Raw genomic sequence first — 19,576 nt, forward strand, 5'->3', positions numbered from 1 at the left:
CATGCTCCGCAAGCTAGCCAGCCTCTTCAGCTCAACTGAATGGGAAGTCGTGATCAATGGCGGTCAGGCTGACGTGATCAAGGGAAAGGTCCCAGGACAATTCACCCATGATTGTTGCCGGATTCTCGCGCAGGAAAATATCGATACTGCTCATATCTCCGGAGTGAACCGTGGCGGCTACACAGGGCTTCAATTTTCAGCCAATATTCCTGAAACCCTCCATCAAAGTTTGCGCAACGCTTGGTCTTTGCATAGTTCAAAATAGGGGTTAGGTTAACCTCGTCTAACGATAACCAATCAATACACACATGAAACCACTACTCATCTTACCTGCCGCTGCGCTAATGATCATGCCTCTTACCAGCTGCAAAGACAGCCACACCGCTTCATCAGGTGCGGACCACGGCAAACATCATCTGGCCACTTATGAAGTCGCCGGCCTGAAGTTGGAGTTACCGTCCAGCCCAGCCATTGGCGATGTGACTCTACCAGAATCCGCCAAGCCACTGCTCGAGTCATTTCAGACATATAAGTCCACCGACGGAACAACTCGCGTGGATATCGTGCATGCTAAATACAAATCTCAAGACGCCAGCGTCGATGGAGCGGCCGATGGAGCCGTCGCACAGCTTCGGGCATTTCCGGATGTGCAGTCTCTCAGCGTGAACAAAAATCCTGTCACCGTGGCCGGGCTGGCAGGACGCGAGTTAGAGCTCAATTACGTCAAAGGTGGCCATCCCATCCATCACCACGTGCTTGTTTTTGTGCGGGGCAATGAGATGTGGCAAATTCAGGTCATCAGCGAAGCCGAGGGATCAGCCGCTGCGGCGAAGATGCTCAAGGATCACGTCTTTGGCAGCGTCAACCTCCTCGACTAACAACGGATACGCATACCTCGAGCTACCACGCGGAAACTTTCCACTCTTCGGTCATTTCCGTGGGGATGGCATCGAGAAAACGGGACGGGCGTGTCATGTAGTCGCCGGTGTAACTCTTGGGATTTGTCATTGGGTAGGTCAGGTAGAGCTGGTCTTTGGCGCGGGTGACCGCGACATAAAACAGCCGCCTTTCCTCCTCTAACATTTCCTCATCGCCACTTTCCAGAACTCGTCCATTCGGGAACATACCATCCGCGAGCCAGACGAGAAAGACAACCTTCCACTCCAGGCCCTTGGCTTGGTGGATGGATGAAAGCATGACCCCCTCTTCCTTTTTACCATCTTTATCAGGATCACCATCCACTGAGGACATCAGTGACAGTTGAGCGAGGAACTCGAGAACATCATCGTAGGTTTCACCATACTGCATGAGCTGCTCAATGTCATTGCGGCGATGTTCATGGTTGTCGAAACTGACGCTCATGTATTCCTGATAGACGCCCTCGAGGATACTGAAAATCATGTTCGAGGGCCGCTCGAACTTTCCGCCCGGCGCAAGTTCATCGAGTGTATGGCATAGCTGTTCCCACGTATCTTTGGCTTTGGCCGGAACTTTGAATGTTAGAAGAGTTTCAGAAAACGATGTCGGAACCTCGACGCTATGGCCTGCTGCCGAGTTCAGCCAGGCGGTCCATAAGTTGTCGGCTGTTTTGGCCCCAATCCCCGGCAGCAGCAAGGTCATACGCTTGAAGCTTACTTCGTCCCGACTGTTGACCACAAAGCGGATCATCGCCGAGACATCCTTGATGTGTGCCTGCTCGAAAAAGCGCAGACCACTGGTGATCTGGAATGGCAAGTCGCGCCGAGTCAGCTCCATCTGAATTTCCATACTATGGTAGTGAGCCCGATACAGCACCGCAATTTCCTCTGGCTCAACTCCTTCGCCAATCAGTTCGTCAATGCGCTCGCCAATGAACTCGGCTTGGATCGAAGGATCGTCCAAAGCGACCAACGCAGGTGTCATTCCCTGCTCGCGGACGGCACGAAGCTCTTTGGCATACTGCTGCCTGTTAGGTTTGATGGCTGCATTCGAGAGTTCGAGCACTTCGGGAATGGAGCGGTAATTTGTCTCTATCTTAAAGATCTGCGCTTCAGGGTATTTTTCCTGAAAGCTGAGGATGTTCGACATATCCGCCCCGCGCCACGAGTAAATCGACTGAGCATCGTCCCCTACCACCATCAGGTATTGTTTTTCCCCTACCAATAGATCGATGAGGTCGCACTGGACCTTGTTCGTATCCTGATACTCATCCACTAACACGTGGCGAAATTTTTTCTGATAGAGACGCCGCAGATCTTCATCGTCCTGCAGGAGTTTCAAGGTAAGAATTAGCAAGTCATCGAAGTCCATCGAGTTCGTGGCCTTCTTCTTCTTTCGGTATCCTTTTTGCACCTGATGAATTTCGTCCTGCCACTCCTCCAGATGAGGGTAACGATATTCGAGAATCTCATCGAGACTTTCACCTGTGTTCTCGGCGAGGCTGAAAATTGAGGCTAAAAGGTCTGCCTTGGGGAAACGCCGACCACCGGTATCGATGTTGCAGCTTTTCACCACCTCGTTCATCAGCGACTTCTGATCATCGCGGTCAAGGATGGAAAAGGACTTGGTAAAACCGAGTTCATCGGCGTGGCGTCGGAGAATACGATTTCCGATCGAGTGGAATGTTCCACTCCAGAGCGCGCTGATGTCGCTGGGAATGAGATGCTGGACACGTTCCAACATTTCTCGGGCTGCCTTATTGGTAAAGGTCAGCAGCAGAATGTTACCTGGATCAACATTCTGATCTAATAAATACGCAACCCTGTGAGTCAGAGTCCGTGTTTTGCCTGAGCCCGCGCCGGCGATTACCAGTGCTGGGCCGGGCGTGGAAGCTACAGCGGCATACTGTTGCTCATTCAGCTCGGCAGCATAATCGATGCCCGAGCTGGTTTTGCTCTGCTTGCCGGATTCTATTCTATACTCACGCGCCATGGCGGTGGAATTTAGCAAGGCATCCGGCGATGAGAAGCGGCAATATCAGGATTATTCTCCTGACACACCATCATCCCTATGCAGCGACCTCATAGTGCTCAGCGATGTCGCGAAGGATACGATCACGACGATCACGGGCGCTATCCAGATCACGAGTCTTGAGAGAGAATCTCAGGCGCTCTGAAGTTGCGTCGTTTTTGTGCACCGTGAGGTGACACCACCATACACCGCGGTTATTCCACAGATGATGGTTCGGGTTCTCATCGTTCACTCGTAATGCTAATCTTGTTTTGGTTCTAGCCATGGTGATATTTTGGTCTGGGGCGTTGTTGTCCAAATACGAACAGGTGTCAATTTTATTTTAGGGGGGTCAATTCAAGCGCGCTTTAGAGAAATTTGACTTTTTGGTCACAAAGCCCGATTGGCATGCTTGTTTACGTTCGCAAATATGTATTATTTCTGACAAATTGACGAATCCCCCCGTCAGGTCGGATCGACAGCAGGCCTTTAATCCACAAAAAGCCGACTTGCAAGACTTAAATACAATGTTTATAAATATACTAATGTTTGTGATTTAGAGTAATCCTCCCTCTAGGTCATTATATCTGATGCTTACGGATCAGCTATCCGTTATTAAGCCTCCTCCAATGCCGAGGCCAGTGCATCCAAGAGGGCTTGCGTTTCCTCTCTGCCAACAGAAATACGAATCAGGTTTCTTTCCAGTCCGCATCCTTCCGCCCACTCCAGTTCATCATAGTGAGCTAGTAAGGTATAGGGGCAAGCGAGACTGAAATCAGTTCCGAGACTTGGCCCCTTAGACATCCTCAGAGCATCAAAAACCTTCGGAGACTTCTTCCGGTTCTTGAGAACAAACGAGATCAGTCCACCGTATCCCCCGTCTTTCCGCCGTAACGATTCATATAATTCCGGAGTCGTGAACTTAGGATACCAAATAGTTTCGACCGCCGGATGCGCCATCAGGAAATCGGCAACAGCTTCACCATTGATATTGCACTCACGGATACGGCGTAAGAATCCGCTAACGTTTCGAGACAACACCCGGGCATCGGATGCAAAAAGTCTGGATCCCCCCGGACAGTCCTCTTCCAGGAACTCTAGAAAATCTGAATGGAATGGGGAATTAGGACAGGCGGTGACTTGGCCGGCCATGACATCACCTTTGCCGGAAACCCATTTGGTCAGACTTGAAAGAATGACGTCTGCATATTTCGAAACATCGATATTTGCCACCGAGCAGATGGTGTCATCGACAACCAATGGCACTCCGCCCTCGCGGCAGGCACTGGAGACTCGCGCAAGGTCAACTGTGCGCAGTAAAGGATTACTTGGGGCTTCGCAGAAGACGGCTGCGAATTCACCTTTGCTGATGCGTCGCAGTGCCAGCTCGAACGACTCACCTTCGGCCTCGTTCAAGAACACCACGCCATTGCCGAAGTGTTTTTGCACCCGCATCGCATCGACGTAAGGAAATTCCAGCTGTAGTGTTTTCCTCCCCGGCAGCAACTTATTGACCAGCCGATAAACGGCAAACAAACCCGCCATGCCATTCTCGTAGAGGAACACATCGTTGGCAGAAGCATTGCCAAAGTTCGCAATTCTTTTACGAAGGCGCTTAGGATTGAACTCCGCTGTCGTGCGGCCTTGGAGGACTTTTTCCGCTTGTCGGCTACTGACGATCTCGCCCGTATAACGCCAGTATTCCATCGCTACGCTAAAGTCAGCTTCTGAAACAACCAGAGCCTGAAGCCCTTCGTAACTGGAGATGCGGGAAGCAGAGCCAGTCCGCTTTTCTACGAATCGCTGTGCCCGCTGAGCAGCATCCCTGTTAGGAAACACCACGGCCTTCGATCCGTTGTCAGCCAGAGCAGTGGTCGCCTCACTGAATAGCCTGGAAATCGCAGGATGACGGAAAAAGCGTGGGTATCCACTTTGCAATTTTCGTATCACCTTCTCACGGCCTTCTTCGTAACCTAACACCGAATCCCAAGTGGGCAGACACACCGAGCATGCGTGTTGCGTCTTAGGCAACGGCATTCCAAGGTCCTCCTCACTCCAGGCAGGTTCTGTTTTCAGATCACGCAAAATTCAGCGCAGGGAATAGTCCAGCCCTCCAATTTTGCAAGCCTATATCTACGCGCCAGAACCCATTCCCTATCATTTGGATGCAAAAAACTCCTGCCAAACGCAGATTTACAAACACTGCACCGATCAACGGAAACCTTTCATCAATCATTCGACAGTACCAACCCTCGTGAAAACAGCGAAATAATGGCATCTTTTGTCAAAAAAACACCTCCCTGCGCCGTTACATTTATGAGAAATCCACTGGCATCAAGACGTAGTCCATGAAAGCCTATCATGCGAGCGCCCTCCCATACCGCACGCCCTTCTCAGCCATCGCCTGAACACACATTGAACAAGCCACTGAATACTATTTGCCAGCCGAGACCATTTCGGCCACATTGCCAATAAGGAAAACCCACACTGGCTTCCAGTTTCAGCCATTCCCAGCCTCTCACCATGTCCGAAAATTCATCCTCACCTCAACCTCCGCATCAGGCACCTATTCCTGAAGGACTGCGCATTCAGCTGGAGCAGTTCAAAAAACGTCTCTGGCAGATCAAGATTGCAGAGGCTGTATTGGCTGGATTCTTCGGTCTGTTATTCTCGTTCCTGTTAGTTTTCGGACTCGACCGTTTCATCGAGACACCCAACAGCGTGCGACTGATCATTCTGGTCGTAGGTGTTTCACTGTTCGCACTGTTCGCGCCATACTGGATTCGCCGCTGGGTCTTCGGCCATCGCCAAGAGAACCAACTCGCCCGACTTATTTCCCGCCGATACCCCAAGCTCGGTGACCGTCTTTTGGGTGCCGTTGAGCTGCAGGATCAGACCGAAGGCAAAGATTCTCTTTCCCCAGCTCTCCGTGCCGCCGCTATGCGCACGGTAGCTGCCGATGCCGCCGGCCGCGATCTCTTCCAAGCTTTGCCAGCCGCACGTCACAAAAAATGGTCGCTGGCTGTGATGGCACTCTTTGTTCTGATGGTAGCGGCTCTCGTCACTGTCCCAGAAGCCAGTGTCAACGCCCTCAAACGCTGGTTGATGCCACTCTCTGACACCCAACGTTTCACATTCACCCAGCTCGATCTCAGTGGAATCGACAGCCCGCACCATGTCCCATATGGCGAGACGTTCACGATGACCATTCCGCTCAGTTCGGAAACCAACCGTCGTCCGGAAACCGCCCGGGCGCGTTACGGCAACGGTGAGTGGGTAGAAGCCCCGTTAGTGAATGGTGCCTACGCATTCAACTTTCCAGCCCAGCGTGCGGCCGATGACATTCACATCGAAGCCGATGATGCCCGCCACAGTCTGTCGATCGAGCCCGTCATCAGACCCGCCGTGGAAAACATCCGTGCCGTGGTCAAATTACCCTCATACCTGGAGCGCCCGGATGTGAATGCCGACCTCCGTTCCGGCTTCATCTCCATCCTTGAAGGTAGTGAAATTAAAATCCAAGCCGTGGCCAGTCGCGCTCTTTCATCCGCCAGTGCAACCATCGTAACGGTGCCCAAGGAAGAGATCCCCGATGCCAATGCCCCCGTGCCCCCCGTTGAGGAGCCAAAGGAAAGCACAGATACTGCGGAGGAAAAAACCACGCCCAAGGACGCTCAACCAGAGAAAGCTGAGGTCGCAGCAGCCCCCAAGCAAGCTCCGGAACCTCCCAAAAAGATATCCCTCACGCTGCAAGATCGTAAAATGACAACAGCCCCTATCAAGGTGGGCGAGAACACATTGATCATCCCCATGCAGTGGACCGACATCTACGGCCTTCGGGCTGACAAACCCCTCAAGCTCCGCCTTGAGAGCGCTCAGGATCAAGCTCCATCGACATACATCCAAGGAATCGAACGCCAACACATCATGCTGGCAGAGGAGACTGTCGATTTTGAAATCCTCGCCGAAGACGACTACGGCTTGAAAGCCTGTGGCATTTCCTGGCAAGGCGAATTCACCAAACCCACAGGAGGAACACCTGCCAAAGGTGAACTGACTTTGGAAACCGGTGGTCCTACCCGCACCAATCTCAACCAGCCATTTGCCTTTTCTCCGGCTAATCTTTCCATCGCCCCGCAGAAGCTGGTCATCCGCTCTTGGACCGAGGATTACAAACCTGGCCGCGGTCGGGTTTATTCTGAGCCATTGGTGCTCTACATTCTTACCCGCGACGAGCATGCCCAGGTGCTGAAAAATCAGTTCGATCGCGCCATCGGCGAGTTGGAAGACATCGCCCGCAAGGAGCAGAATTTGAACGATGAGAACCAGCGCCTCGAACGCAAGGATGCGAAGGAACTGCAGACCGATGAGGGCCGCAAGAAACTCCAGAAACAGCAGGACGCCGAACGTGAAAACAAAGAGCGCATGCAGGAACTCACCAAGAAAATGGAGGACCTGTTCAAGGATGCCGTCCGCAACGGCGAGATCGACAAAGAGGCATTGAAAAAAATGTCCAAGGCCCTGCAGTCGATGCGCGAACTCTCGAAAGAGGATTTGCCCAAAGTAGAGAAAAAACTTCAGGACGCCCAAAGCCAGCGTAACACCGAGGAAAAATCCAAGAAGGATCTGGAGGAAGCCGTGGAAGAGCAGAAGGAGGCGCTGAAAAAAATGAAGCAGGCTCTCAAAGACGCCAACGAGGCGAACCAGAATTTTGAGGCCAGCACTTTCGTAAACCGACTCAAGCGTGCCGCTGGCGAGCAGGACGGAATCGCCTCTGCATTCATCGATGCGATCGATAAAATTATCGGCAGTGAATTCAGCGAACTCGATCCCGTCGAGCAGCGTGCCATCAAAGGAGCCTCGGATCAGCAGCGCCAGACAGCAGCCGATGTGCGTTGGATCCAAGAGGACCTCGCCCACTATTACGCCCGCACCCAAAAAGACGAGCACAAGAAACTGGTGGACGCGATGAAGGAATCACGCATCGATGAGGCCATGGAAATCTTGTCCTCTCGCGTATCAGCGAACCTATCATTTGCATCCATCGCCCAATCCAAACAATGGGCCGCTCAACTCAGAAAATGGGCCAAGGAACTGGAAGGCTCCAATAAAAAAGACGGCGGTGAAGGCGGTGAAGGTGGCGGCGAGCAGCAACAACAGGAAGACAAGGATTTCGAGTTCATGCTTAAGGTCATGCGCATGATCCAGAAAGAACAAGACATCCGCTCACGCACCCGCGCTCTGGAAAATCTGAAGCGAAGCCTCAGTCCTTCTGATGCCGCACCTAACCAACCCGCACTGCCAAAACCAGCTGCACCCAAGCCCGCTCAACCATCCGCTCTGCCGGATGCCGCCTAACCCTCTAACAACTCCGCAATCATCATGAAAATCACACGTATTTCACTGCTCTGCACCGCATTGGCTATGCCCGCGCTCATCGCGGACCCCGCTGCGGAGAAGGCCAAACCAATGGATCGTAAGGAAACCATCGCCGAAGGTCTGGAAAAACATGGCACCGGTGCCAAGAAACTGGCCACCGAACAGGACGAGTTATCTGCCGATGTGCAGGACCTGATCGACGAGCAAACCAATCCCAAAGTCGTCGAGCTACTTCGCGAAATCGAAGTCATCATGGCCGATGCCACTGACCAGCTGGAACAGAAGGACACCGGCGGTAAAACCATCGCCACCCAAACTGAGGTCATCGAAAAAATCTTCGAAGCTGCGAAAAAGAAACAACAGCAGCAGGGCAAAGGTGAAGGCCAGCCGCAAAGTCAGGAAGGCATGATGGAAATGCTGAAAAGAATGATGGACGGCGGCCAAGACGCAGGTGAAGGCAAAGAACCCGGTGAGGGTAAAAAGCCAGGTGAAGGCGAAGGCAAAGGCGGAGATCAACCTGGCAACGGCAAAGGCTCTGGCGGCGAGGCCGGAGGCCAGACCGGTGATCCTGATAACACCGCAGAAAACAGCGAGCGCCGTGTTCCAAAGAACTCTGGCAGCTCCGGCAGCACCCTGCCCCGCGAATTTCAAAAAGCCATGGACGCCTATAACAAAGGCGCCGCTAAAAAATCCAATCAACGCTAGTCTCTAGTATCTTCCAATCATTACAATTAACGAACCTACCACGACCCACCGTCCGTTCTGCGGATTCAAGGTCGGCCTCCCGTTCATGAAAAAATTTCTACCTACCGCCCTCCTCCTGGCCTCTGTTCTCATCACCGATGTGGCGCAGGCACAGTCGCTGCCACGTCGACAGAACGATGTGATCCCGGCTCAGGTGGAAACAATGTATACTCGCGGACTTCGCTACCTTTCTAACAGCCAAGATGCTGCTGGTTCATGGGGTGGCGGCAGCGGATCGCGCCCCGGCGTTGTCGCTCTCTGTACCTTGGCATTCCTGGCCCACGGCGAGGACCCAAACAACGGCCCTTACGCTCAGAAAATTCGCAAGGGGCTCGATTTCCTCTTGGAAAAACAAAAAGAGAACTCCGAGGGATATATGGGACCTCAAATGTATGACCACGGTTTTGCTACTCTCGCGCTTGCGGAGTGCTACGGTATGGTCGAGGACAAACGCATCGCCCCTGCTCTGAAAAAAGCGGTGGATCTCATTCTCAAGGCACAGAAGATCAACCCTCGCCACGGTTGGCGCTATGATCCCACCACACGTCATGCGGACACTACCGTTTCCGGCTGCCAGATCGTGGCCCTGCTCGCCGCACGCAATGCTGGCATTCCGGTTCCAGACGAAGCGATCGACAAAGGCCTCGCTTACATGCGCAGTTGTCGCAGCACGAATGGTGCTTACGGATACACCAGCAAAGGTGGCGGAAGACTCACCCTGACAGCGATCGGTTCGTTGTGCTACTCACTGGCCAAGAAAAAGGACGAGGCAGGTTACAAGAAATCCCTCGAGTTTTTGAAACAGAATATCCGCACCCAGGACAGCAGCTATCCATTCTATTTCCGTTACTACATGTCACAGGCACTTTTCCAGGCCGATGAAGAACTTTGGAATGCCTGGAACAAGGATAACATCCGCCTGCTCTCGGTCACTCAGATGCCCGACGGCTCATGGGCTGGCAACCACGGAAATGCCTTCAGTACCGCAGGTGCCCTGCTCTCTCTCGCTCTCAACTACCGCTTTCTTCCTATTTACGAAAAATGATTTCTCTACCACGTATTTTTGCCCTGAGCCTTATCGCAGGAGTCCATACCGGTTTCGCCGCCCCTACTGAGGATGCGTCGTCCGCCGGTCCGGATCTGCTTCGCTTTGCTAACGACGATACCCTGCATGGCAACTTCTTCTCGTTCGGCCCGTCCGAGACGATGATCTGGAAAACACCCGAGGCCGCAGAGCCAATCCGTTTTTCCACATCAAAGCTCCACCGCATCGTGCTCAATCGTGGTCGAGCGCACAAGACGGTCACGCACAAATCAAGTGTCAAACTCGCCAATGGCGACGTCATCCCCGGCACCATCATTTCCGTCGATGAAAAAACCGTGGTGCTGGATACCGATCACATCGGACGCGTCGAGCTGCCACGTCAAGCGGTCGCCCGCATCTCCCCCAGCCCGTTCGGAGGCAAACTTCTCTACTACGGGCCTCTCAACAACGATGGTTGGAAAACGGTGCCTACCTACCAACTCGATCCCAACCAAAAATCCGATAAGAAAGATGATGACGAAAACGCCCCTACCGACTGGAAACAAGTGGGCACTGCATGGTACGCCGGAACGGATAAAAACCGCTACCTGCTCAAAGACGACGCAATGCCGGACAAGTGCCGGGTAGCATTTAAGTTAGCTTGGCGCGGCTCTCTCTATGCTAAGATTGCCCTTCACGCCGATTTCTCACCTCCCAAGTATGAAAACAAATCCAACAGCCAGCTGGATATGGGAGCCACTGTTGGAAACGCTTACATTCTGAGCTTATCCAGCCACAACGCCACTCTCTACGCATGCACCTTCGATGAGGATGGCAAACCTCAGAACACCCGCCTCCAAGGAAGCCAGTCCAGCCTAGGCCTCTCCGGCGAGGAAAGCGTCGACATCGAACTGCGCATGGACCGGACGAAGAAAAACATCCTCCTCTTCGCCAACGGCAGCTTCAAAGCAAAATGGAACCTCGGCAACGAATACGCCGGAAAAGGCAATAAGCTCGCTTTCCTCAACCTCCGCTATAGCAATTCGGAAATCCGCGTTAGTGACATCGTTATTTCCCGCTGGAATGGATTGAAAGACTCCGCCACCAGCATGCAGACACCGGATCGCGATGTCATCCTGCTGAACAATGGCGTTGACCGCTTCTCTGGAAAATTCAAAAGCATCCGCGATGGCAAAGTGCTGTTCCATGGTTCGTTCGACAATGAATTAAGCATCCCTCTGGACGAAGTCGGCGAGATTCATCTCGCCACGGACAAGGTGAAGTCCAAGGGAGAGACCAGCCCGAAAGCCGTCTACTTCTTCATCCACCCCTACGGTCGCATCACCGGAATCCCCACCCAGGGTGAAGGCGGAAAAACAAAACTCCTCACCAACTCGATCGGTGACGTTACCTTGGACACACGCTTCATCAACATCATCGATTTCTCACATAAGAACAGCCTCCTCGACGTCTGGGATGATAATTTTTAATCTAACTAACAAAAAAACAATCATGACCGGCCCACTCACCAAAGCCCGCACCTTCGCGAAGTCGTGTTTTCTCTGCACGCTGTTAGGCGGCTTGCCTGCTGCTCAGGCTGACGTCATCGAGCTATTGAATGATGATGTGCTCACCGGAACGATTCAGTCTCTGGACAAGGACGGCGCCACCATTTCTTCGGATGTTTCCGCTGCGCCACTCGCGGTGCGAGCGTCTGCTATCAAGCGCATGACATTCCCCGGAGAAGTGCAAAATACCAACTCCCACTCCGAGCGCATCATTCTGGCCAACGGCGATTCCCTTCCCTGCCAAGTGCTCTCGATGGATCAGAATAACTTGGAGATTTCAACCTGGTATGCCGGCAAGTTCACCATTCCTCGCAAAGATATCCGCTCGGTTCGTTTCGGACTTTCTGAGGAACGCGATATCTACACCGGCAACGATGCACCATCTCGCTGGGGCACGACCGAAGGCCTCTGGTCATTGTCCGATGGCACCTACACCAGCAAGGGGTCCGGTATTCTCGCCCGTGAGTTGAAACTTCCTGAGAATGTTAGATTCCGCTTTTCACTTGCTTGGAAAGACACCCCTAACTTTGTCTTCCGCTTCTGCGCCGAATCAGACTCCGCCAATACCAAGCAGGATACCTACGAGTTTCTTTTTAACAGCGCCGGCATGCAGATCAGACGCTACGAGGGCAACCAACAATACGCCCCACTGGCAAACATCGAGCTCAAGCCGCACGAAGTCAGCGATAGGAAAATCAACGTCGATCTTCGTGTCAACCGCAGCCAAGGCAATGTCACCCTCTATCTCGATGGTAAAAAAATCGACACCTGGCCTGACACCTTCTCCACGCCTAAAGGGAACTACATCATCTTTAGCAACCGAGCTAGCCGTGGCACTGGGTGCATCCTCAGCGATATCCGTGTTACCGACTGGAACGACGGCACCCCTGCCCGCCACCAGGCAGAACTTGCCCGTAGCAAGTCCGACATCTTAATGGACAGCGAGGGACAGAAAATCTCCGGTCAGATCACAGCCATCACGGCAGACAAAGCAGATGAGCGCACGATCCAGTTTGACGTGAAACATTCCACCAAACCGCTCATGGTTCCAGACCGTCGGGTCAGCATTCTTTATTTTGCCCAGCCCGAGGAAGAAACGAAGTTTCCGACCGCCACCTTCACCGCTCATCTCAGCGGCTTTGGGACACTCCAGTTGGATCATCCACAGCTGAAAGACGGCAAGGTCAGCACCCGCCACGCCATCTTAGGACCCTGCACACTGGATCCCAAGGCCATCGCCAGCATCGCGCAGAGCGAAACTGCCACCGAAAAGACAGAGAAGTCTGAGAAATAACCGATTTCTCCCTCATCACATCGAGACCATTTGACCCGAATGAAAGCCACATCCTACCTCGCCACCCGCCGGTGCTTCAACAGCTCTGGTAAGCAACTGTTCACGACCTTGCTGTCTGCGACTTGTGCCAGTCTGCTCGCCATCGGAGGATTGGCACACGCCGATTTGATCATCGAGGAAGCTCCCGCCGAAGAGCAGGAAGCCGCGCCGGCAGAAGCAGTCGCCAAGGACGGGGAAAAACCTAAGGAGAAATCCGAACCTGAAAAAGATGCCGCAGTCAAATCACGCATCTTCCTAACAAACGGCGACAAACTCAGCGGTATGCCACATGGAGTCGATGGCCAGGGTAACTTGGAATTCACCTCGGAAAGCCTCCGCCAGAAGGCTGGTTTCCCCATTGATAAAGTGCTTTCATTGGAACTGGACACGTGGAAATACCGCCCTCGTCCTGAGACCATTGCCCGTATTCAGCTATACCCCAGCTTTGGTGAAGCCAGCGGTGATACACTGTTAGGCGCTCTCCATGAGCTGACACCTGACAGCATTAAGTTAGACACATGGTATGGCGGAGTCATCAGCCTGAAGCGCTCGATGGTAAAGTCGCTGCAAATCATCAGCAACGGCCCAGGCAGTTACTACGGCCCTAACAACCTCAATGAGTGGACACTCACCCACGGCAATGGATCATGGAATTTTCAAAATGGTGCATTGCACTCAGTCTCTGACGGTGGTGCAGGTCGCGACGTCGGTCTGACAGAAAAAACTCACATCAGCTTTGATACCCAGTGGAAGACGTCCATGCGTTTCCGTATCCAGCTCTATTCCAGCGATGTGAAGGACTCCAGCCCTGACGCCTATTACGATGTCAACTTCAACCGCTCCTACGCATACCTTCGCACCCGTGGGAAAGTTGCTAACGGCGGCAACATCGCCCGTGGTGGACGCTGGAAACAGCTCAATCTTCCGCGCGACCAGACACAGGCGCATTTCGATATTTTTGTCGACCGTAAGACCGGCACTCTCACGATCTACATCGATGGACTTCGCGCCTGCGTGCTGCAGTCTCAGTCGCCGGATCCTGAAAATCTTGGCACAGGTCTCGCGTTTGTTGCCGAGGAGCGTTACCCCATTGAAATCTCCGGCATCACCGTGACTCCGTGGAACGGCACTACTTTCCCGAACCAAAAATTCGACCTCAAACCAGGCGGTGTCCCGGAAGCTCCAGCTGATGACACCGAGAAAAAAGAAGATGAAAAGCCCCCGCACCGCATCATTTTGAAAAACGGTGATGAAGTACCCGGCACTGTCGGCAAAGTTCAGGACGGTCGTATGATCATCGAAACCGAATACACTCCTATCCGGATCCCCATCAAACGCATCAAGTCACTCAGCCTCGGCGACGATGGTGAACAGCCAAGGAAATACCGTGAGGATGTTCGGGCCTGGTTCCACGATGGCGGTCACGTCACCCTCAAGCTGGCATCCTTCGAAGATGGAAAGATTAGCGGCACCAGCCAAGCATTTGGCGATGTGACTTTTGACCTCAAGGCCTTTAGCCGGATCGACTTTCACATCTATGACAAAAAGCATAACGAGCTAAGAAACGATATGCGTTAGACGTCTTAGATCACATGCCCCCACACCCCCATCGCACATCGGCTGGTCATCTTTTACATGGCCTCCTGATGGGGACGCTCTGTTTGTCACCTTGCTCAGCCACTGCGGCTGAGGAGGTTAAGAAGCCACCCTTGGCCAGTGCTCTACTATCCAACGGTAATAAGCTCAGCGGTAATCGTATATCTGTTGAGAACGGTCATCTAACCGTCGAGTCCGATCAATTACAGAAACCTGCCAAACTGAAACTTGATCAGGTTCTGTCCCTACAGTTTGTCCACCCGCCGCTCGAAAGGCCGGAAGGACTTGAAGCCCTGCTGAACTTCCAGCCTGGCTTCAGGATGAGAACAGCCGATTCATTGGCCGGGGAACTTCTTTCGATTAACAAGGACTCCGTGGTATTTAAAACCAACGACACCGGCACCAAGACGATCAAGCGAACCTTTATTAGTTCGATCGAAACCCTGCAGACAGGAGAAAACTACTACCGTGGACCTAACAGCGCCTTAGAATGGGGCATCAATGCGGACAACACCTCATGGATGTTTACGCGCAACCATCTGAACTCCCTGAGCAACGGTGGCATCGGCCGCGATATCAAACTGGCTGAAAAATCACACGTCAGCTTCCAAGCCAGATGGGAAACATCAATGAGGTTCAGACTCCACCTCTACTCCAGTGACCACAACGATGATTCTCCAGATGCGAATTACGATTTAAACTTTAACAGAAGCTACGTTTACTTGCGGACACGGGGCAAGATCGACGCGAACGGTGGCAGCATCGCCAGCGGAGGTAGGTGGACACAACTGAATCTGCCAAGAGAAATCACCAAGGCTAAATTTGATATCTACACTGATCGCAAAACCGGCAAAATCATTCTCTATATCGATAATCTGAAAACTGCTGAACTTGATTCCCAATCGCCCGACCCCAGAAACCTTGGCACAGGTATCCGCTTCATCGCCGAGGAGCGCTATCCGATTAAAATCTCAGACATCACCATACGCCCTTGGGACGGCGTCAGCATCCCCACACAGCCCGCTCCCGGCGCAGCCCCAAAGCAACAGCACCCATTTTTATTCAGCACCGATGGCAAAATCCACGCCTTCACTGCCCTGAAAAAGGAAAACAAGGATTACGTCATCACATCTCCGGACAAAACAACCAACCGCTTCCAAGCCGTAGATGTCATTAAAATGGTTCTCCCGCCTACCGAAGCAGAGCAGCCCAAAAAATTCATCAATGACATCCGCGTTCAATTTCAGCACGGCGGCCAGATGACTCTCCAGCTCAATAACATCTCCGACGGCAAACTCCACGGTCACTCCAAATTACTAGGCGACCTCACCTACGACCTCAGAGCCTTCTCACTGATCGATTTCAATATCTACGACCACAAATACGATAAACTGCGAGAAAACAAACAATAGCCCGCAGTCTATCTCGTCCAGTCATTCAAGATTCGGTAATTCCAAAAAACGAATCCCCCCACCCAACTCCACTTTCGCGTATTTCGCGGTCAAATTTGAATAATCAACCCCAGAAAAAATTCGCCCAATTCGCAAGATTGGCGGTCAAAAAAATTCAGCAGAGAATCCGCTTCCCTAACCACCCCTCATCGCTGATTCTAGTTCCAGCATGAGCAGCTATCTTGTCCTAGGCACCGCAGGCCACATCGACCATGGGAAATCATCTCTGGTCAAATGTCTAACCGGCTCTGATCCAGACCGCTTACCGGAGGAAAAAAAGCGCGGAGTCACCATCGAACTGGGTTTCGCCCACATGTCTCTGGAAGATGGCGACAGCAGTTACGAAATCGGAATCGTCGATGTCCCCGGCCACGCCGACTTCGTCAACAACATGGTCGCTGGTGTCGGTGCGCTCGATCTCGCGATCTTCATCATCGCTGCCGACGATGGCTGGATGCCCCAGTCCGAAGAACACCTGCACATCCTCTCTTATCTCGGCATCAAGAACATCGTCATCGCCCTGACAAAATCCGACCTCTGCGAGGACGTCCCATTCTCCATCGAAGTCCTGCGCGACGAACTCATCGGCACATCCATTGCAGATGCCCCCATCGTTCCCGTGTCGTCCATCACCGGCGAAGGCGTCGATGAGCTAAAAAAGGTATTGTTAGAAAAATTAAAACTCTGCCCGCCGCACACCGATAGTGGTAAAGCCCGACTCGCCATCGACCGCATTTTCTCACCGAAAGGCACCGGCACCGTGGTCACCGGCACCCTCAGCGGCGGTGCGGTGAACCTCGGCGAAACAATGACCCTGCAACCGCTCGGACTTGATACCAAGATCCGCTACATCCAGAACCACAATCAATCGCTGGAAACCGCCCAGTCTGGCATGCGCACTGCCCTGAACCTGCCGGACCTCCCCATCGCCGCCCCCGGAAAGACCGGTGCCCAGCGTGGACACTCACTCTGTACTCCGGGTATTGGAAAATCGACCCGCACCCTCGATATCCACCTGCAGCGACTCGCCAGACCCATCCCCGGTTTCAAACCCCGCGCCTTGAAAAACACCGAGACCGTAGTCTTGCACCACGGCTCCACGCGCTGCCACGCCCGTGTCATCCTCAACGATCGCACCCAGCTCAATCCCGGCGAAGAATGCTTGGCCCAGCTGCGACTGGAAACGCCGCTATTTTTTCTGACAGGCGACCGTGTCGTCTTACGCGACGGCTCCCAGCAAAGTACCCTAGGCGGCGGAACCGTGTTAGATACACAACCCAAACGACAAGGCTTCCGCACCGAGAAACGCGCCACCTTCCTCCAGCCACGTGCTGATAATCCAGACGATGTCAGAACCTACCTCACCACCCTTCTTCACCGCGACCACCAGCTTGCTCCCGTAGAGCCGCTACCTAACAATCCGTTCCACTCAGACACCATCTCTGCCGCCATCGACTCCCTGTTGGCTGAAAACATCATCGTCAGCCACGATGGATTATTCCTCGATGCCGATTGGTGGAATGAACAACTCGACGCCGCTGGCAAAGCGATCAAAAGCTGGCACCAGAAGCGCCCCGACATCCCCTCGATGCCACTGGATGAACTATCCAAGCTCCTTCCAGATGTGCCAGCCTCCATCTTCGCCCACCTCCCCTCTGCCATGGAGCAGCGCGGCTACCAGAGCAGCGGCAAAGGCCTGGCCAGCACCAGCCACAAGCTGACCTTGCCCGATGAGATCGCACCCGAGGCCAATGCCATTCTCAAGACTCTCGAGCAATCCGGCCTCCAGCCACCTAACAAAGCCGATCTCACCGCCACGGCGAAGTCAGACCAAGCGATGAAATTCCTCATCCGCTCCGGCCAAGCCATTGAACTTGATCCCAAAGTGGTTATCAGCACCAGCGTGCGCGATGCTGCGTCAGATAGAGTGAAGGCTTTCATCACCGAAAAAGGTCAGGCCACTGCCAGCGAACTGCGCCAGCACCTCGATTCCACCCGCAAAGTGGTCATGCCCTTGTTAGAGCACCTCGACGCCATCGGCCTGACCGTTAGAAACGATAACTTCCGAACTTTAAAATGAGCACTCCAGACAGACAAAACAAAGAATATGACATCGCCGTAATCGGCGGAGGCAGTGGCGGTTACGCCGCAGCCAGAACCGCCGCTTCCGAGGGGCTGAATACCGTCGTCATCGACGGGGCAGACGAACTTGGCGGCCTCTGCATCCTGCGAGGCTGCATGCCCAGCAAAACCCTGATCGAATCGGCTAACAGAAACTTGGTTATCCGCGAGGCCGAAGAGTTCGGACTCCGCGCCGAAGCCGGAGAACCCGACACCCACGCCATCATCGCCCGCAAGCGCCGCTTGATCAAAGATTTCAGCGACTACCGAGCCGAGCAGCTGCAGGATGGACGGTTCGACCTCATCCGTGGCCACGCCCGCTTTACCGATCCCCACACCTTGGAAATCAAACCTCGAGACGGCAGCGAGGTTTTCAGCATCTCAGCCAAGAGCACCATCATCGCCACCGGCTCCACCATCGCCGTGCCTGATATCTCCGGCCTTGAAGAAACCGGATACATCACCAGCGATGATGTGTTAGACCAGGAAGAAGTGCCAGAGTCCGTCATCGTGTTAGGCGGCGGAGCCATCGCGCTGGAAATGGCGCACTACTACGAGGGCATCGGCAAAAAAGTCACCGTCATCCAGCGCAGTGAACACTTGCTCAGCGGCATGGACAACGATCTGGCTGATACCTTGCAAGAAGCTCTCGAAGCACGAGGTCTGAAAATCTTCTGCGGCACCTCGATCCAACAGGTAGAAACCACCGAAGACGGCCTGAAAAAAGTCACCTTCAAACACGGCGACAAGGAAACCCATGTCGAAGCTCAGGAAATCCTCTGCGCCCTTGGTCGCAAACCTAACACCGAACATCTGCAAACCGACAAGGCAGGCATCGAGTTAGACAAAGGCAAGATCGCGGTCGACAAAGCCATGCAGAGCAGCTGCGACCACATCTTCGGCGCCGGAGATGTCGCCAGCCCCTTCGAGATCGTGCACATCGCCATCGACCAGGGAGAAAAAGCCGCCACCAACGCCGCCAAACTCCTCCGCGGAGAATCTGCCGATTCCTTCCTGCAAATGGACTACCGCATGAAGCTCTACGGCATCTTCACCGAGCCCCAAGTCGCCGCTGTCGGTATCAACGAGATTGAGGCCGAGGAAAAAGGCATAAAAGTGTTAGTAGAAAGCTACCCTTTCAACGATCACGGCAAGTCCATGGTCCACGGCACCGAGCACGGCTTCGTCAAACTCATCGCCGATGCCGAGAGCAAAGAAATCCTCGGAGGCTCAGTCGTAGGCCCCGAGGCCACCGAACTCATCCACGAGATCGTAGTCGCCATGGCCTTCCACGCCACCGCCGGCCAGCTAGCCACCATCCCCCACTACCACCCCACGCTGAGCGAAATCTGGACCTACCCGGCAGAGGACATCGCGGATGCCTGATAACAGTGGCGGCGCACGCGATGAGACATGACCTCCTCAACTCCCT

The 19,576-nt window shown here is 53.5% G+C and carries 14 protein-coding genes; 11 read left to right on the forward strand and 3 right to left on the reverse strand.

What is annotated here, in order from left to right:
* Position 1: 1 nt before the first annotated feature.
* Complete coding sequence (locus ACSPJT_RS03890; protein ID WP_435895058.1) at positions 2-265, forward strand: DUF3634 family protein; 264 nt, start codon at positions 2-4, stop codon at positions 263-265.
* Between the two features lie 43 nt (positions 266-308).
* The gene (locus tag ACSPJT_RS03895; RefSeq protein ID WP_435895059.1) at positions 309-878 is read left to right on the forward strand and encodes a hypothetical protein; all 570 of its coding nucleotides are present in this window, start codon (positions 309-311) and stop codon (positions 876-878) included.
* Positions 879-900: 22 nt separating this feature from the next.
* On the opposite strand, the gene ACSPJT_RS03900 is transcribed toward ACSPJT_RS03895, so the two are convergent.
* The 3 genes from ACSPJT_RS03900 to ACSPJT_RS03910 all read right to left on the reverse strand — a co-directional run bounded on the left by ACSPJT_RS03900 (position 901) and on the right by ACSPJT_RS03910 (position 5,013).
* A complete protein-coding gene (locus ACSPJT_RS03900; protein ID WP_435895060.1) occupies positions 901-2,928 on the reverse strand; it encodes an ATP-dependent helicase in 2,028 nt (675 codons plus the stop codon).
* Positions 2,929-2,986: 58 nt separating this feature from the next.
* A complete protein-coding gene (locus tag ACSPJT_RS03905; RefSeq protein ID WP_435895061.1) occupies positions 2,987-3,214 on the reverse strand; it encodes a hypothetical protein in 228 nt (75 codons plus the stop codon).
* 329 nt (positions 3,215-3,543) lie between these two features.
* The gene (locus tag ACSPJT_RS03910; RefSeq protein WP_435895062.1) at positions 3,544-5,013 is read right to left on the reverse strand and encodes a PLP-dependent transferase; all 1,470 of its coding nucleotides are present in this window, start codon (positions 5,011-5,013) and stop codon (positions 3,544-3,546) included.
* Between the two features lie 438 nt (positions 5,014-5,451).
* Between ACSPJT_RS03910 and ACSPJT_RS03915 the strand changes: the two genes are divergently transcribed.
* From ACSPJT_RS03915 to ACSPJT_RS03955, 9 genes are all read left to right on the forward strand, one after another.
* Positions 5,452-8,286: a hypothetical protein gene (locus ACSPJT_RS03915; protein ID WP_435895063.1), complete on the forward strand. Its 2,835-nt coding sequence runs from the start codon at positions 5,452-5,454 to the stop codon at positions 8,284-8,286.
* Positions 8,287-8,310: 24 nt separating this feature from the next.
* On the forward strand, positions 8,311-9,012 hold the full coding sequence (locus tag ACSPJT_RS03920) for a hypothetical protein (RefSeq protein ID WP_435895064.1): 702 nt from the start codon (positions 8,311-8,313) through the stop codon (positions 9,010-9,012).
* Between the two features lie 85 nt (positions 9,013-9,097).
* A complete protein-coding gene (locus ACSPJT_RS03925; RefSeq protein ID WP_435895065.1) occupies positions 9,098-10,096 on the forward strand; it encodes a prenyltransferase/squalene oxidase repeat-containing protein in 999 nt (332 codons plus the stop codon).
* On the forward strand, positions 10,093-11,565 hold the full coding sequence (locus ACSPJT_RS03930) for a hypothetical protein (protein ID WP_435895066.1): 1,473 nt from the start codon (positions 10,093-10,095) through the stop codon (positions 11,563-11,565). The genes ACSPJT_RS03925 and ACSPJT_RS03930 overlap by 4 nt, the downstream gene beginning before the upstream one ends.
* 22 nt (positions 11,566-11,587) lie before the next feature.
* Positions 11,588-12,937: a hypothetical protein gene (locus ACSPJT_RS03935; protein WP_435895067.1), complete on the forward strand. Its 1,350-nt coding sequence runs from the start codon at positions 11,588-11,590 to the stop codon at positions 12,935-12,937.
* 39 nt (positions 12,938-12,976) lie between these two features.
* On the forward strand, positions 12,977-14,554 hold the full coding sequence (locus tag ACSPJT_RS03940; RefSeq protein ID WP_435895068.1) for a hypothetical protein: 1,578 nt from the start codon (positions 12,977-12,979) through the stop codon (positions 14,552-14,554).
* Positions 14,555-14,568: 14 nt separating this feature from the next.
* Positions 14,569-15,984, forward strand: a complete 1,416-nt coding sequence (locus tag ACSPJT_RS03945; RefSeq protein WP_435895069.1) for a hypothetical protein — start codon at positions 14,569-14,571, stop codon at positions 15,982-15,984.
* Between the two features lie 208 nt (positions 15,985-16,192).
* Positions 16,193-18,103 (forward strand): selenocysteine-specific translation elongation factor, encoded by a 1,911-nt coding sequence (selB, locus tag ACSPJT_RS03950; RefSeq protein WP_435895070.1) that lies wholly within the window; start codon positions 16,193-16,195, stop codon positions 18,101-18,103.
* On the forward strand, positions 18,100-19,530 hold the full coding sequence (locus ACSPJT_RS03955) for a dihydrolipoyl dehydrogenase family protein (protein ID WP_435895071.1): 1,431 nt from the start codon (positions 18,100-18,102) through the stop codon (positions 19,528-19,530). Before selB ends, ACSPJT_RS03955 begins: the two co-directional genes overlap by 4 nt.
* Positions 19,531-19,576: the final 46 nt, after the last annotated feature.

It is taken from the genome of Oceaniferula spumae (assembly GCF_042849255.1).
GTDB classification, from domain to species: domain Bacteria; phylum Verrucomicrobiota; class Verrucomicrobiia; order Verrucomicrobiales; family Akkermansiaceae; genus Oceaniferula; species Oceaniferula spumae.